Origin of the sequence: Kitasatospora sp. NPDC048540, assembly GCF_040651175.1 — a bacterium.
GTDB lineage: Bacteria > Actinomycetota > Actinomycetes > Streptomycetales > Streptomycetaceae > Kitasatospora.
The window spans coordinates 23,775-38,266 of the sequence record NZ_JBEZIR010000082.1; the positions used below are offsets into that span (position 1 = coordinate 23,775).

At 75.0% G+C, this 14,492-nt stretch carries 10 protein-coding genes; 7 read left to right on the top strand and 3 right to left on the bottom strand.

Annotation, left to right across the window (positions count from 1 at the left end):
- Positions 1-112: 112 nt before the first annotated feature.
- Together AB0D08_RS27215 and AB0D08_RS27220 are read left to right on the top strand one after the other, a co-directional pair.
- Positions 113-2,089: an ATP-binding protein gene (locus tag AB0D08_RS27215; protein WP_082527078.1), complete on the top strand. Its 1,977-nt coding sequence runs from the start codon at positions 113-115 to the stop codon at positions 2,087-2,089.
- A 70-nt stretch (positions 2,090-2,159) separates the two neighbouring features.
- Positions 2,160-4,526 carry a hypothetical protein gene (locus AB0D08_RS27220; RefSeq protein ID WP_033824584.1) on the top strand — a complete coding sequence of 789 codons (2,367 nt, stop codon included), beginning with the start codon at positions 2,160-2,162 and terminating at the stop codon, positions 4,524-4,526.
- A gap of 57 nt (positions 4,527-4,583) precedes the next feature.
- Here AB0D08_RS27220 and AB0D08_RS27225 read toward each other — a convergent pair whose 3' ends face one another.
- Entirely contained in the window at positions 4,584-5,561 is a 978-nt protein-coding gene (locus AB0D08_RS27225; protein WP_359892421.1) for a CHAP domain-containing protein, read from the bottom strand.
- 610 nt (positions 5,562-6,171) lie between these two features.
- On the opposite strand from AB0D08_RS27225, the gene AB0D08_RS27230 reads away from it, so the two are divergent.
- From AB0D08_RS27230 to AB0D08_RS27250, 5 genes are all read left to right on the top strand, one after another.
- Entirely contained in the window at positions 6,172-6,813 is a 642-nt protein-coding gene (locus tag AB0D08_RS27230) for a VTT domain-containing protein (protein WP_359892424.1), read from the top strand.
- Positions 6,814-6,934: 121 nt separating this feature from the next.
- Positions 6,935-8,665 (top strand): threonine/serine exporter family protein, encoded by a 1,731-nt coding sequence (locus AB0D08_RS27235; RefSeq protein ID WP_359892431.1) that lies wholly within the window; start codon positions 6,935-6,937, stop codon positions 8,663-8,665.
- Positions 8,666-8,725: 60 nt separating this feature from the next.
- A complete protein-coding gene (locus AB0D08_RS27240) occupies positions 8,726-9,865 on the top strand; it encodes a hypothetical protein (RefSeq protein WP_359892425.1) in 1,140 nt (379 codons plus the stop codon).
- A 196-nt stretch (positions 9,866-10,061) separates the two neighbouring features.
- Positions 10,062-11,351 (top strand): C40 family peptidase, encoded by a 1,290-nt coding sequence (locus tag AB0D08_RS27245; RefSeq protein ID WP_359892427.1) that lies wholly within the window; start codon positions 10,062-10,064, stop codon positions 11,349-11,351.
- A 134-nt stretch (positions 11,352-11,485) separates the two neighbouring features.
- Positions 11,486-12,766 carry a GNAT family N-acetyltransferase gene (locus AB0D08_RS27250; protein ID WP_051812108.1) on the top strand — a complete coding sequence of 427 codons (1,281 nt, stop codon included), beginning with the start codon at positions 11,486-11,488 and terminating at the stop codon, positions 12,764-12,766.
- A 71-nt stretch (positions 12,767-12,837) separates the two neighbouring features.
- On the opposite strand, the gene AB0D08_RS27255 is transcribed toward AB0D08_RS27250, so the two are convergent.
- Positions 12,838-13,464: a hypothetical protein gene (locus tag AB0D08_RS27255; RefSeq protein ID WP_033819679.1), complete on the bottom strand. Its 627-nt coding sequence runs from the start codon at positions 13,462-13,464 to the stop codon at positions 12,838-12,840.
- Positions 13,461-14,156, bottom strand: coding sequence for a TetR family transcriptional regulator (locus tag AB0D08_RS27260; RefSeq protein WP_233288982.1), 696 nt, complete (start codon positions 14,154-14,156; stop codon positions 13,461-13,463). Before AB0D08_RS27260 ends, AB0D08_RS27255 begins: the two co-directional genes overlap by 4 nt.
- Between the last annotated feature and the right edge of the window lie 336 nt (positions 14,157-14,492).

Below are 14,492 nucleotides of genomic sequence, written 5' to 3' on the forward strand. Positions count from 1 at the left end.
CGGTGGCCGGGCGTTGGCCCGCACGTCAACTCCACGTTGACCGGAGCGTGCTCGGAGTGCGGCCGCGGAAAGCGCTGGTCGACTGATAGTCGTACTGGCAGACTGGGGCCTCATGTCTCAAGGTCTGCCGCCCGGCCACGGGCCCGCCGGTGAATTCCCCGCCGCCGACAATCTGCGTACGACCGAGGTCGATCTCGGCGGCCTGGTGAGCGTCCTCGCCACCCACCTCTACTCCACCCCGCTGGTCGCCCTGCGCGAACTGGTGCAGAACGCCCACGACTCGCACACCCGCCGCAGGCTGGAGGACCCGGACCACACCGCGGCACAGCTGATCAGGGTCAGCGGCGACCCGGCCCGGCGCACCGTCGTGATCGAGGACACCGGCGCCGGCCTCACCGAGCCGGAGATCCACGCCTACCTGGCCACCGTCGGCACCGGCTACACCAGGATGCTGCGCGAACTCACCGGCAACCAGGACCTGATCGGCGCCTTCGGCCTCGGCTTCCTGTCCGCCTTCTCGGTCGCCGACGAAGTCACCGTCACCACCACCTCGCACCGCGAACCGCACCTCGGCCACCGCTACCGCAGCCGCGGCGGCGAGCAGTACAGCGTCGAGCCCGCCGCCCCGAGACCGGTCGCCGGCACCGCCGTCGAGCTGCGGCTCAAGCCCGAACACGCCCACCTCGCCGACGAGGACGCGCTGCGCGAGGTCCTCGCCCGGTACTGCGTGCTGCTGCCGGTCCCGGTCCACGTCGGCGAGGACGACACCCCGGTCAACGGCGTCCCGGTGCCCTGGCGCGGACCGGACCAGGACGACACCCACGCCGCCCGGATGCGCTTCGCCGCCGCCTTCGGCCGCCGCTTCGAGCCGCTCACCGCCTTCCCGCTGCGCCCGGTCGAAGGCCGTACCGACGCCGTCGGCCTGCTCTGGGTGCAGGACGGCGGCACCTACGGCTCCAGCGACAACCGCGACCTCGCCGTCTACCTGCGCGGCATGCTGCTCTCCGACGACGCCCGCGACCTGCTGCCCGGCTGGGCCGGCTTCATCGGCGGCGTGGTCGAGTCGACCCGGCTCACCCCCACCGCCAGCCGCGAGGACCTCCAGCGCGACGACCACTACCGCGCCCTCCAGCAGGCCCTCACCGACGCCATCGTCGACGGCCTCTACGAGACCGCCCGGCTGCACCCCGCCGCCTGGCGGCGGATCCTCGCCCGGCACGGCCAGGACCTGCTCGGCGCCGCGCTCTGCGACGACCGGCTGTTCACCCTGCTCGCCGACGACGTCCCGGTGCCCACCTCACAGGGCGACCTGACGGCCGGTGCGCTGCGCGCCGCCGGCGGCGGCGCGGTGCACGTCGCGCTCGGCAGCGGCGGCGGCTTCGAGGAGATGCTCTACCGCGCGATGCAGGTGCCGATCGCCCGCGGCGACCGGTACGCCGTGCTCCCCTTCCTGCGCCGCTACGCGCAGCTGCGCGAGTGCCGGATCGTCGAACTCGGCAGCGAGAGCGGCAACCGCGAGCTGTTCCGCGACCCGCTGCACCCGCTGCCCGCCGAGGAGAGCGCCTGGCTCGGCGCCGCCCTCACCGACGAGGGCGAGCAACTGGTCGCCGCCCGGTTCGACCCGCCCGGCCTGCCACTGGTGCTGGTCCCCGACCGGGAGGCCGAGCTGAAGGCCAGGATCGAGGACGACCAGGCCGACGCCCGGATCCCGTCCGCCGCGCTGCGCCTGGCCCGCGCGTTCACCGCCCGCACCGAGGGCACCGTCAAGGCCCGGCTGTACCTCAACCTGGCCTCGCCCGCCGTGCAGGACCTGCTGACCGCCTACCGGGCCGGGCACACCGGCAGCACCACGGCCGCGGCGCTGCTCCGCTCGCTCAAGGTGATCATGGCCTCGGCGGCGGGCCCGGCGGCCGGCGACCTGACCGCGGCCCTGGCCGGCATCGGCACCGCGGTGTCCGCGCTCACCGCGGCGATGCCCGAGGGCCTCGCCGTACCCGAGTCGCTCGCCGTACCCGGCCCGCGCCCCGGGCCGCAGGGCGGACCGGCCGACCCGCCGGCCACGGACGAGCCACCGGGCGCGCCCCGATGAGCCGCGTCCGCCGCACCACCGAACGAGCCGCGCACCCGGCGGCCGCACCGCACCACGGGGGGAACCAGGCATGACCACCGACATCTGGGGCTGGGTGCACGACACCCACCGGCAGCTGAACGAAGCCGGCCAGCACCGGCTGGCCACCGCGCTCGCCGAGATCGCCGGCCACGCCGTCGACGGCCGCAACGAACAGCTCGACGCGATGTACCCGGAGGCGCTCGCCTCCGCCCGCGCCCTCGGCCTGCCCTGGGTCGAGGTCTTCCTGCGCCACTGGCGGCTGCAGAACCTCCTCAACAAGCGCCACCAGGGCGAGGCGGCGATGGCCGAGGCCGTCTCGCTGCTGGAGTTCGCCCACCGCGAGGAGACCGCCTCCTGCCCGCAGTCGGTCTGCGCCGTCCAGGACTTCACCATCTGCCACGCCAACATCGACGGCCCCGGCTACGTCCCCGAGCGCCTCGCCGTCCTGGAGGAGACCCTGCAGCGGGTCGAGCCCGCCCGCGCGTGCTTCGACTGCCTGTCCCGCGAGTACGCCGACACCCTGGAGGACGACGGCCGCTGCGAGGAGGCACTCGGCCACCTCGACCGCGCCCAGGCCAGGATCCAGGCCGCCGGCGAGCAGGTCTCGCTCTCCTTCGGCCACAGCCGCGCCTCCGCCCTGCACCGGCTCGGCCGCCACCAGGACGCCCTCGACGCCTACGACACCGCCGAGCACGCCTACGTCGCCGGCCGCAACCGGCTCGACGACGACGACCGCCGCAAGCTCGCCACCGGCCGCGCCCTCAACCTGGCCGCCCTCGGCCGCACCGGCCCCGCCCTCGACCTGCTGCCGCCGGCCGACGAGGCCGACCGGTACGCCGACATCCGGCACCGCTGGGCCCGCGCCGTCGAACTCCTCGCCGAGGCCGGCGCCCTGCCGCACGGCGAGCTGGCCAACGACGCCGACCTCGGCGCCCGCCTCGCCCGCTGGACCGGCCACCTGGACACCGCCGGCTCCCACCGCCCCTGCCTCGACCTGGCGCTGATCGCCGGCCGCCTCGCGGTCGCCCGCGGCGCCCGTACCGTGGCCCTCACCCTGGCCGCCACCGGCGAGCGCAAGCTCGCCCTGCTGCGCCGCACCGACGACGGTGTCGCCGACCGGCTGGCCGCACTGCGCGCCGCCGCCGAGGCCCTGCCGGTCGCCGAACTCCCGGTCCCCGCCGCCGATCTGGTGGACTGGCTGGCCGAGCACACCCCCGCCGCGGAGACCGGCGCCGACCTGCTCGCCGCCGCCCGCGCCGAACTCCCCGCGGACGCCCCCGCGGTGGTCGCCAACCTGGCCGGCGTACTGGGCATGCTCGGCCACGGCCGGGCCGCCGCCGACCTGCTGTGGGCCGAACTGGAGGCCGGCCGCGGCCAGGACCACGCGGCCGGGATGCTCGGCTCGATGCTGATCGAGGCCGGCGACGGCGACGGCGTACGCCGGCTGGCCGATCGCCTGCTCGCGGCCGAACCCGCCGACGCGCACTGGCTGCGCGCCCGCTGGGCCGCCGCCGAGGGCCGCTGGGCCGAGGTCGGCGAGCACTGCGCGGGCGTGCTCGCGCACGAGCCGGACGCCATCAACACCCGGCGCCTGGCGGCCACCGCGGCCACCCGCACCGGCGACCACGCGGCCGCCCAGCGGATCTACCTGGAGCTGCTGGAGCACGCGCTGCCGGACGGCGAGGCCGGGCCCGGGGACCTGCACCGGGCCGTGCAGGAACCCGACCTGTGGCACCTGATCACCGCCGCCACCGCCAACCGGGACTGGGACACCGTCCGCTCGGTCGGCGCCCGGATCGGCATCGAGTTCGACCGGCCGTCGGGCCCGGTCGACGAGGAGTGGCAGATCGTCACCTTGCGGGCGACCCGCGCCAACGGCTCCACCGCCGAGTTCCCGGCGATCCGCACCGGCCCGGCCACCGCCCGGGTGCTGCCCGTGCTCGGCGACGAACTCCCGCTCAACCACCGGGACGTCGTGGTCTTCGGCCCGGCCGTGCTCAACGACCCGCCCGGCACCGACGAGGAGAAGGAACGCTGGCGTCCCACCTTCGAGCTGCTCACCCTGCTCGACCCGGCCGGGTACACCACCTACTGGCTGGACGGCGCCTGGCCCGGCGACGAGCACTGGGTGGCGCTGCGCACCGCCCTGCAGGCCGAGGGCTACGGCGTCTGGGCCTACAGCGGTGACCACTACGCCGTCACCGACCCGGCGGACCACGGCGGCGAGGGCGACGGCCTGCCCGGCATCTACGCCGCGCTCGGGGTGCCGCCGACCGCCTCCGCCGCCGAGGCCGACGCCCTGCTGCTGGCGCTGACGGCCGGCTGGCCGCACCCGCTCAGCTGGCTGGACCTGGCCGAGGCCGGCGGACTGGACACCGCCCGGCACCGGGAGATCGTCGAGCGCTACGGGCTCTGAGCACAGCTCCGGGCCCGGACGCGCGCTGCGCCCGGGCCCGGACCGGAGACGGCGTCATCAGCCGCAGTGGCTCCAGTCGCTCGTCCACGAGGTGGACCCGTAGCTGCCGCCCCACTTCACGCAGGCACCCGGCGCGGCCAGCCGCACCGGCCCGGCGTACGAGGCGAAGTTGCCCGGGTCGCTCGCTGAGGCACCGTCCTGGACGCTCAGCGTCGCGTTCAGCGGGACCGGCCCGGCGGGCCGGTCCACCAGCGTGGTCACGCAGTTCTGGCCGGTGGTGGCGTTGTAGAGCAGGTAGACCTGCGCGCCGTCGAGGCCGTGCGAGTCGACCACGCCGAAGCCGGATCCGCACACCGCGGTCGGCGTGTACGGGTTGCCGCTCACCGTGGACGGCGAGGTGTAGCCGGCGATGTAGTAGCCGTTCGCCGGGTCGACCGACCCCGGGACGCTGCCGACCGCGGTCTCCGCGGCCGGGATGGTGATCGACACCACTTGGGAGCTCTTCGCGAACTCCGCCATCGAACCGGCGTCGTGTCTGCCGTTCCAGTCGCCGTTGGCCGTCACGATCGAGCCGTCGGCGTCGACCGCGGTGACGATCGCCACGTGGTGGATGTCGCCGTCGGGCGCGCCGTACTCCACCGCGTCGCCCGGGCTCGGCCGGTACGAGGGCGAGGTGTGCTGGGTGCCGTGGCCCAGCCCGTACGACCGGAAGCTCGCCGCGGAGGCGTCGAGGCCCTGGACGGCGAACCCGGACTTCTGCCACACCCACTTGGCGAAGTCGGCGCACCAGTACTCGGGGCCGCCGCTGTAGCCGCCGGAGCAGCTGGTCAGGAACTGGTCGCCGCCGAGGCTGTTGGTGGTCGGGAGGTCGGCGCAGGTGCCCGCGCTCTTCCCGACGTTCGCGGCGGCCAGCGCGGCGGCGTCGGCGCCGGTCGCCGCGGCGGCCTCGGCCGTGCCGGTGACGGTCGGCAGGGCCAAGGCCAGGGCCACGGCCACGGTGCCGGATATCCGGCGGACGAGATGCTTGAGCTTCACCGTTCTCCTCAGGTCGACGGACCGGGCGACCCGGTGGCCGGCCGGTCGGGTTCGAGGCGAAGGGCAGCTCGGGGCCGCTGCCCCGGAAGGTGGACCGGTTACCGGACGGGCCCCGCCGACCGGTTCGAGTGTGTACGTGCGGCGTATCGCCGAGGTCGCGCGGGGCGCGGGCGCCCGCCGCGCCCGGCGTGCCCGCCGCCGGGGGCGGGAACGCCGGTTCGGGATTTCATCGGGACGGGTGGTTTGGCCGCTTCCCGTGCATCGCCGCAGCCCACGGCCGGTAGGACCGGTGGTGGGTGACCGAATCGACCGGGGGGGCTGGCGCATGAGTGTCGTTGGGGCGGACCGGGGCGGCTGGGCCTGCCGCGGTGTCCGGGTGGGCGGACGGCCGGCGCGGCGGCCGGCGTGGGTGTCGGCGCGGGTGCGGGTGCGGCGGGAGGCCGCGATCGTGCTGGGGGTGTTCCGGCTCCGGCCGGTCCCGCCCGGGGCGCCGGTCCGGGAGCGGGACTGCCGCTGACGGCGGGCGGACAGCGGGCGCCGGAGGGGTCGACTTGGCAAATGCTTTACCATTCCATTGCCAAGAGTCGACCTTCGTGGGAGTACCCCTACCGTGACCAGCCTCGCCCTCGGCCCGTCCTGGCTCGACCCGACCACCCTGATCTCGACCTTCGGCCTGGTCGGCATCCTCGCCGTGGTCTTCGCCGAGTCCGGCCTGCTGATCGGCTTCTTCCTGCCCGGCGACTCACTGCTGTTCACCACCGGACTGCTGGTCGCCGGCGGACGGCTGCTGCCCCAGCCGCTCTGGCTGGTCTGCCTGCTGGTGGTGGCCGCCGCGGTCGCCGGCGACCAGGTCGGCTACGCGTTCGGGCGGAAGGTCGGGCCCGGGCTGTTCCGGCGCACCGACTCCCGGCTGTTCAAGCAGGAGAACGTGGCCAAGGCCGGCGCCTTCTTCGAGCGGCACGGGCCGAAGGCGATCGTGCTGGCCCGCTTCGTCCCGGTGATCCGCACCTTCACCCCGGTCATCGCCGGCGTCGGACGGATGACCTACCGCACCTTCGTCCTCTACAACGTGATCGGCGGCGCGCTCTGGGGCGCCGGGATCACCGTGCTCGGCTACTTCCTCGGCCGGATCGCCTTCGTCCGGGACAACATCGAGTTCATCTGCCTCGGCATCGTGCTGCTCTCGGTGCTCCCGGTGCTGTTCGAACTGGCCCGCGCCAGGCGCCCGCGCGCCGCCGAGTCCCAGACGTAACCGCAGGTCCACCGCCCCGTACATATGCATCGGGCCGTTCGATCGGGCAAGGTGGGGGCAGACGGGAACGGACCGTGGCCGGCGCGGCCACCAGGGGCGGCGAGGAGCGGACGTGCCGAAGCTGGGCCGGCAGGGCGACGGCGACACCAGGACGCCCGAGGACGGCCCCCCGACCCCCGGCCCCGCCCCCGACCCGGCCGCACCCCAGCCCACCGAGGGCCTGCTCGGCCCCGACACGCCCCCCGTCGAACCGCGCACCGCCGTCCCGCTCGCCCCGGCCCCCCTGCAGACCGACGGCCTGCTCACCCCGGCCCCCGCCGAGCAGGCCCGCAGCCTCGCCGAGGACACCCTCACTCCCGAGGACTGGCGCGCCGCCGGCTACACCCCGGCCACCGGCCTCGCCGTCCCGCACCTGCAGCCCGGCGGCCCCGGCAGCGCACCCTGGCCCGACCGGATGCGGACCCTGCTGCGCACCCCCATGGCGGAGCGCCCCGCCTTCGAACGGACCGCCCGCGAACTGCACCCCTCCGCCGTCGGCCGCAACATCCCGCGCATCCTCGACCTCACCCTGCGGATCGGTGAACTGCTGCTCGCCAGCGGCGAGGCCGCCGAGGACGTCGAGGCCGCCATGCTCGGCATCGCCCACGCCTACCGGCTGGACCACTGCGAACCGCAGGTCACCTTCACCCTGATCTCGGTCTCCCACCAGCCCTCGCTCACCGAGGCGCCGGTCACCGCCGACCGCGTGGTCCGCCGCCGCACCTCCGACTACACCCGCCTCGCCGCCGTCTACCGCCTGGTCGCCGACATCACGGCCGAACAGGTCAGCATCAACGACGCCTACCGCCGGCTCGCCCGGAGCCGCCGCAACCGCCACCCCTACCCGGTCTGGCTGCTCGCCCTCGCCACCGGCCTGCTGGCCGGCGCGGCCACCTTCCTGGTCGGCGGGCAGCTCGACGGCAAGGCCTGGCTGGTCTTCGGCAGCGCCTTCGTGGCCTCGGTGCTCGGCGACCGGCTCGCCTCCCTGATCGCCCACCGCGGCCTGCCGGAGTTCTACCAGTTCGTGGTCGGCGCGATGCCCGCCGCCGCCTTCGGCATAGCCCTCTCCTTCAACGACTGGCACCTGCGCGGCTCCGTGGTCATCACCGGCGGACTGTTCGCCCTGCTCCCGGGCCGGGCCATGGTCGCCGCCGTGCAGGACGGCCTCACCGGCTTCTACATCACCGCCGCCGCCCGGCTGCTCGAAGTCGTCTACCTGGTGGCCGGCATCGTGATCGGCGTGATGCTGGTGCTGTACGTCGGCGTCAACTTCAACGCCCGGCTGCGGCCCGACGAGAGCCTGATCGGCTCCGTCGACCCGCCGCTGCAACTGGCCGCCGCGATGGTGCTCACCGCCGCCTTCGCCATGCTGCTCCAGACCGACCGCCGCACCCTGCCGCTGGTGGTGCTCAACAGCTGCATCGGCTGGTCCACGTACGGGGTGCTGGCCTACAACGCGGGGATCTCGCCGATCGTCTCCACCGGTATCGCCGCCGGCCTGGTCGGCCTGTTCGGCCAGCTCACCGCCCGCTACCGGTACGCCTCCGCACTGCCCTACGTGACCGCCGCGATCGGTCCGCTGATGCCCGGATCCGCGCTCTACCTGGGCATGCTCTCGCTCGCCCAGGGGCATGCCAGCGCCGGACTGGTCTCCATCACCCGGGCCGCCGCCATCGCGATGGCGCTGGCGATCGGCGTGAACCTGGGAGGCGAGGTCGCGCGTCTGTTCATGAAGGCACCCGGCGCGGCCGACCGCCTCGCGCCCCAACTGCTGGTACCCCGGCGGGCGGCCAAGCGCACCCGGGGGTTCTGACCGGACGTTAGCCCGGCACCGGAGGAGCCCGCCGCACGACCCGACGAAGGCAGTACCACGATGATCGGCACCCTGCTGGACAGCTACCGCGACCACATCGTCGCGACCCACAAGCAACCGCTGCTCCTGCTGCTGGTCGGCTTCATCACCTCCTTCGTCTGCATCCGCTTCAGCGTCCGCATGATCCGCGCCAAGGTCCGCTGGTGGCCCGGCAACATCACCCCCGGCGGCCTGCACATCCACCACATGGTCTTCGGCCTCGGCTTCCTGCTGGTCGGCGGCATCGGCGTGATCGCCACCAACGGCGGCCACCCCTGGATCAACTGGTTCAGCCTCAGCTTCGGCATCGGGTGCGGGCTGGTCCTCGACGAGTTCGCCCTGATCCTGCACCTCGACGACGTCTACTGGGGCGAGCAGGGCCGCAAGTCGGTGGACGCCGTGATCCTCGGCATCCTGATCACCGCCCTGCTGCTCACCGGGTACGTCCCGCTCGGCGCCGTACCCGGGCAGACCGCGCCGGCCGGCTGGGGGCACTGGGGCCTGACCGCCGGCATCTCCGTCAACGCGCTGCTCTCGGTCATCGCCCTGCTCAAGGGCAAGATGTGGACCGGCATGCTCGGCATCATGGTGCCCGGCCTGTCCGCGGTCGGCGCCGTCCGGCTGGCCAGGCCCAGCAGTCCCTGGGCCCGCTGGCGGTACGCGGACCGGCCGCGCCGGCGACGGCGGGCGGTGCGCCGCGAACGGCTGCTGCACGCCCGCGCCGACCGTGCCCGCACCTGGCTCTTCGACCTGATCGCCGGAGCACCCGACAAGGTCCCCGCCCACCACACGGCCACCCACCGGGTCGCCGAACGGATGGCCGCCCGGGCCACCGCCCACCTCGACGCCCACGCGGCCCGCTCGCTGGCCCGGCGCTCCGCCCGGCTCGCCGACCGCCGCTCCTCGGCCTCCCCGGCCGCCCGCCCGGGCCCGCACCCCGGCCCGCGCACGGGCGCCCACCCCTCGACCGCGGGCGGCGAACCCGCCCGCCAGGACGGCGCCCGCAGCCGGCGCCGGGTGGTGCACGCGGGACGGCTGCGCACCTACGCGGTACGCGGCAGCACCGGCACCCCCGCGGCCGGTACGGCGGGCGGCGCGCGCTCCGGGGTCCGCACGCCGTACCGGCACCCGAGGCTGCGGCACCCGGAGCCGAAGCGCTGAAGCGTGCCCGGCCGCCGGGCCGCCGGGCCGCCGCACCGACAGGCCTCCGTGCAGACAATCGGACATCTCACCCCGGTGGCCGTATGGCGAGCCCGGGGGGCGCGCTTCGGCTCTGGAATAATGACGGTGAGTGACCGTCATGCCACCGGGGGGTGTGGTTGACCGACCGTCATCCGATCGGAAGAGAGGACCGGACGTGGCCCGCAGACTCCTGCCGACGCTCCTGCTCACCCTGGCCGGCCTGGTGGGCCTGCTCCCCGGCGCCGCCGCCGCGCCCGCCGCGCCCGCCGCCCCCGCCGCGCCCGCCGGACCGGCGGCGCCCCGCGCGGTCACGCCGGCCGACGATCCGTACCCCTCCGCCGAGGACATCGCCCGCGCCCAGGCCGAGGCCGACGCCAAGGCCGCTGCCAGCGGCACCGCCGAGGCCCGGCTGGCCGCCGCCCGGGCCGAACTCCTGCACGCCGGACAGGACGCCGAGCAGGCGGTGGAGGCCTACAACGGCGCCCAGGCCCGGCTGGCCCGGGCCCGGACCGCGGCGGCCGACGCCGCCCGCCGCTCGGCCGACGCCGAGACGGCGCGCGCCGCCGCGGCCGACCGCGCGGCGCAGCTCGCCGCCGAGACCTACCGGCAGGGCGCCTCCCCCGAACTCTCCGCGATCGACGCCCTGCTGGGCGCCCGCGGCACCCGGGCCGTCACCGAACAGGCCGCCGCCGTCTCGATGGCCGGGGCCCGTACCCGGCAGATCCTGGAGGAGGCCGCCGCGACCGCCGCCGACGCCGCCCGGGCCGCGAGCGCCGCGACCCGCGCCGAGGCGGAGGCCGGCCGGGCCGCCGACGCCGTCCGCACCGCCAAGGAGCAGGCCGAGGCCAGGCTGGCGGCCCAACAGGCCCAGGTCGCCGAGATCACCGCCCGCCGCGAGGAACTCCTCGCGGAGCTGGCGGCCGCCCGCAGCACCACCCTGGAACTGGAGCGCCGCCGCCAGGACGCGCTGGACGAGATCGCCGCCCGCGAGGCCGAGGAGCAGGCGCGGGCGGCCGCGGTCGCCGCCGCAGCGGCTTCGGCACCGGCGGCCCCCGCCGCCGGGCCCGCCGGTGGGTCCGTCAGCGGAGGTCCCTGGTCCGCGGTGGGCGCGCAGGCGGCCGTGGCCTTCGCCAAGTCGAAGATCGGACTTCCGTACATCTGGGGCGGGGAGGGCCAGACCGGCTACGACTGCTCCGGGCTCACCATGATGGCCTGGCGTCAGGCCGGCAAGCGGCTCACCCACTTCGCGGCTGACCAGTACGCCGAGTCCACCCCGGTCTCGTACGGCCAACTCCGCCCGGGGGACCTGGTGTTCTGGACCAGGACCGGCCGTCCGGCGGACATCTACCACGTCGGCATCTACCTCGGCGAGGACCAGATGATCGAGGCCCCCCGCCCCGGCACCGCCATCAAACAGGCCAGCCTCTGGATCATGGGGCGCCCGGACTTCTACGCCCGCCCGTAGCTGAAGCCACCCGTCGGTGAAGGCGCCTGTGGGTGAAGGCGCCTGTGGGTGAAGGCGCCCGTCGGCGAAGGTGCCCGGGGCGGCCGGGCGGAAAATCGGATGCCGGGCCCGGACCTGCGCCGTACGGTGGCCGGATGGGGAACGTAGCGCCGGGCCGGCTCGGCCACGAGATCGAGATCCGCGCGGTCACCGAGGACGAACTCCCGGACTGGGACCGCGCCATCGCCCGCGGCTTCCTGCGTCCGCACACCGGCTCCGGCCTCCACTGGCGGCAGTTGCTGTTCGAGCCGGGCCGCTGCCTCGGTGCCTTCGACGCCTCGGACCAGGGCCGCTGCGTCGCCACCTTCCGCAGCTTCGACACCGAGCTGACCGTGCCCGGCGGCGCCACCCTGCCGGTCGACGCGATCACCGCCGTCACGGTCACCGCCACCCACCGCCGCCGCGGCCTGCTCACCGGCATGATCAACCGTGACCTGGCCGCCGCCCGCGAGCGCGGCAGCGCGGCAGCGATCCTGATCGCCGCCGAGTACAACATCTACGGCCGCTACGGCTTCGGCCCGGCCACCACCACCCACGGCCTGCAGATCGACCTGGCCCGCTCCGGCGGCCTGCGGCCCGACCTGCCGCTGCCGTCCGGCGGCCGGATCGACTTCGTCCCGATGGCGGACGTCCGCAAGCTGGGCGCCGAACTCCACGAGCGCTGGCGCCGGACCCAGCCCGGCGCCATCAGCCGCTCCGAGGCCTGGTGGCGGCTGGAGACCGGCGACATCACGCTCCCCGGCTACGACTGGAAGGAGCCGTTCACCGCGCTCCACCGCGACGCCGAGGGCGAGGTCACCGGCCTGATCACCTACACCGTCGACGACAAGTGGGACGGCATGGTGCCCACCTGCACCCTCACCGTCCTCGACCACCTCGCGCTGGATCAGCCGACCGCCAACGCGCTCTGGCAGCTCGTCTTCTCCGTCGACTGGGTCCGCACCATCGCCATCGACAGCCTCGGCGTGGACGACCCGCTGCGGCTGCTGCTCAAGGACCCGCGCGGGGTGCGTCCCAACCCGGACACCGGCGACTTCACCTGGCTGCGGCTGCTCGACCTGGAGGCCGCCTTCGGGGCCCGCAGCTACGCCGCCGCCGGTCGGCTGGTGCTGGAGGTCGACGACCCGGCGGGCCACGCCGGCGGCCGGTGGGCGCTGGAGACGTCCGCCGACGGCACCGGGCGCTGCGTCCCGACGGGGGAGGAACCCGATCTCGCACTGACCGTGGGCCGGCTCGGCGAGCTCTACCTCGGCGCGTCCGGCGCGACCACGCTCGCCGCCGCCGCCCTGCTCACCGAGCTCACCCCCGGCGCGGCCGCCACCGCGGACCTGCTGCTGCGCACCCCGCGCCGGGCCTGGAACCCGGACGGTTTCTGACCCGCGGAGCCAGCGGCGTGGGGTCCGCCCGGCGGGACGGCCCGCCCGGCCCACGGCCGTCCGGCGCGCCGTCAGATCAGGACGAACGCGCCGGCGGTCGCCGCCCCGAGTGCCGCGCCGGCCACGGTCTGCGCGGCCGAGTGGTATCCGAGCGCGACCCGGGACCAGCAGACCGCGCCGACCGCCGGGTACACGGCGAGCCACCAGGGGGAGCCGACGGCGGCGAGCATCGCGACCACGGCGGAGGCGACCGCCGAGTCCACGCTGATCTTCCAGGCGGTGTTGACGGCCAGCAGGCCGACGGTCATGCCCCAGAGCGCGAGCATCGCGACCAGGATGCCCTGCGGGGCGTGCCCCAGCAGCATCACCGCCGAGCCGGTCCCGATCGATCCGAGGATCACCAGGAAGATCGGTGTGCGCTTGGTGCGGTCGACGACGTGGCGGTCGCCCCAGGTGCCCCGCCGCCGTTCCCACTCGATGTAGGAGGCGGGGACGATCCCGGCGCACAGCGCGCCGAGCAACCCCCACGGGGCACCCCGCCAGCTCCCGGCCGCGGCGATCCCGAGGCCGGTCATCCCGGCGAGCAGGACGTTGCGGGGCTGGAGCAGGTCGGTGACGGTCCGTGCGACGTGGGTCCGTGCGGTCCCGGTACGGGCGGTCCCGGTCGGTGCGGTCCCGGTGCGGGCCGTGGTGGTCACGGCCGGACGGTGCGGCCGACGGTCGGCAGCACGAAGTCCTGGATCAGCCCCTTGGCGTCGCGGACCAGCGGGCGGAAGATCCGGTACCGGGAGAGGTTGACCACCTTGGCCACCAGCGGGGTGCAGCGCTTGACGAAGGCCCGGGTCCGCTCGGTGTCCGGGGTACGGTCGAAGACCCAGTAGAGCACCACGATCATCAGGTGCAGCCAGAGCAGATCGGGCATCAGCTCGACCAGTTCGGCGTCCAGCTTGGGTGCCAGCTCGGAGCCGCTGAGGGTCTCCCGGAACAGCTCGACCGCGGTCGCCCGGGCCGGGTGCGACTCGTTCGAGAACGGGCTGAGCGGGCTGTCCGGGTCGGCTGCGGTCCGGAAGAACTGGGCGGCGAACTCGTGGTACGGCGCCGCACAGTCCACCCAGGAGGTCAGCGCGATCTCCAGCCGCTCCGCGAAGTCCTTGGTGTGGGCCATCCGCTGCCGGGCGTCGGCGGCGTGCTCGTACGTCATCCGGTCGTAGAAGCCCTGGATCAGGTACTCCTTGGACGCGAAGTAGTAGTACGCGTTGCCGACCGAGACCCCGGCCTCCTTGGCGATGGCGCGCATCGTGGTCTTGTCGTAGCCGCGCTCCTGGAACAGCCGCATGGCCGTCTCCAGGATCAGGGCCCTGGTCTGCTCGCTCTTGTCGGTCTTGGGCAGCGCCCGGCCGCCGCGGACCTCGCCGGCCGGGGCGGGTACGGGTCCCGTTCCGGCCGGCGCGTGCGCCGCGGCCCGGTCGCCGCCCCCGGTCTCCCCGGTCGCTCCGGTCACCTCGGTCTCCCCGGTGGAGCCGGGTCGCCTGCTGTCGCCCTGCGTCGATGCCACGTCGTCCACGGTCCCTGAGCCTAGCCGGGTACGACGCAGGTCCCCGAGTCGCAAGCAGATCCCGCCCCGCCGGGCCGGGCCGTACCGGATGACCCCTGTACATCCGGAAAATCCGGCGGAAAGGGTCCTTCCCCGGATGCCGGACCCTCCCACGGTGGACCCGAGACACAT

What these genes read in the sequence shown, in the direction of transcription:
- AB0D08_RS27215 (WP_082527078.1), top strand. Translation starts at nt 113, where the DNA reads ATGTCTCAAGGTCTGCCGCCCGGCCACGGGCCCGCCGGTGAATTCCCC.
- AB0D08_RS27220 (WP_033824584.1), top strand. Translation starts at nt 2,160, where the DNA reads ATGACCACCGACATCTGGGGCTGGGTGCACGACACCCACCGGCAGCTG.
- AB0D08_RS27240 (WP_359892425.1), top strand. Translation starts at nt 8,726, where the DNA reads ATGATCGGCACCCTGCTGGACAGCTACCGCGACCACATCGTCGCGACC.
- AB0D08_RS27250 (WP_051812108.1), top strand. Translation starts at nt 11,486, where the DNA reads ATGGGGAACGTAGCGCCGGGCCGGCTCGGCCACGAGATCGAGATCCGC.